1 protein-coding gene is annotated in these 534 nt (G+C 35.8%); it reads left to right on the top strand.

Annotated elements, in window-relative coordinates; genetic code table 11:
- Positions 1–459: IS66 family transposase (locus FC37_RS08465; RefSeq protein WP_156400675.1), on the top strand; the 459-nt coding region annotated here is incomplete at its 5' end.
- Between the last annotated feature and the right edge of the window lie 75 nt (positions 460–534).

Genomic DNA, 534 nt, shown 5'->3' with positions numbered 1-534 from the left:
ACCTGGGAGAATTTAAGCAAACAAGAGCGTTACCAGCTAAGACAAGAAAAACTTAAGCCATTGATGCAAGAGTTCTTCAACTGGTGCGAGAAAAATAAGACAACCGTTTTACCAGGTTCTAAGTTGGGAAAAGCTATTAATTATACACTCAAGCATCAAGAGACTTTTGAACATATCTTGCTTGATGGTAATTTAGAATTATCTAATAATAAAGCTGAACGAGCTGTCAAATCACTAATAATGGGCCGCAAAAATTGGTTATTTTCACAAAGCTTTAGAGGCGCTACTGTAAGTGGCTTTATTCTAAGCTTAATTGAAACTGCCAAGAGAAATGGCCTTGATCCTGAAAAGTACTTGAATTATTTGCTTCAGAAATTACCGAATGAAGAGATTCTGGATTCGGAAACCCTTGAAGCTTATTTACCGTGGCAAGAGAAGATCCAGAAGAATTGTAAATAAAAGAACTTAAATAACCGTCTCAGTATAACAGTAACTGGGACGGTTTTTAAGTACACTATTTTATTTGACGCTTAC

Origin of the sequence: Lactobacillus gallinarum DSM 10532 = JCM 2011 (assembly GCF_001434975.1) — a bacterium.
GTDB lineage: Bacteria > Bacillota > Bacilli > Lactobacillales > Lactobacillaceae > Lactobacillus > Lactobacillus gallinarum.
This window is presented reverse-complemented; position numbering and strand designations above follow the sequence as displayed.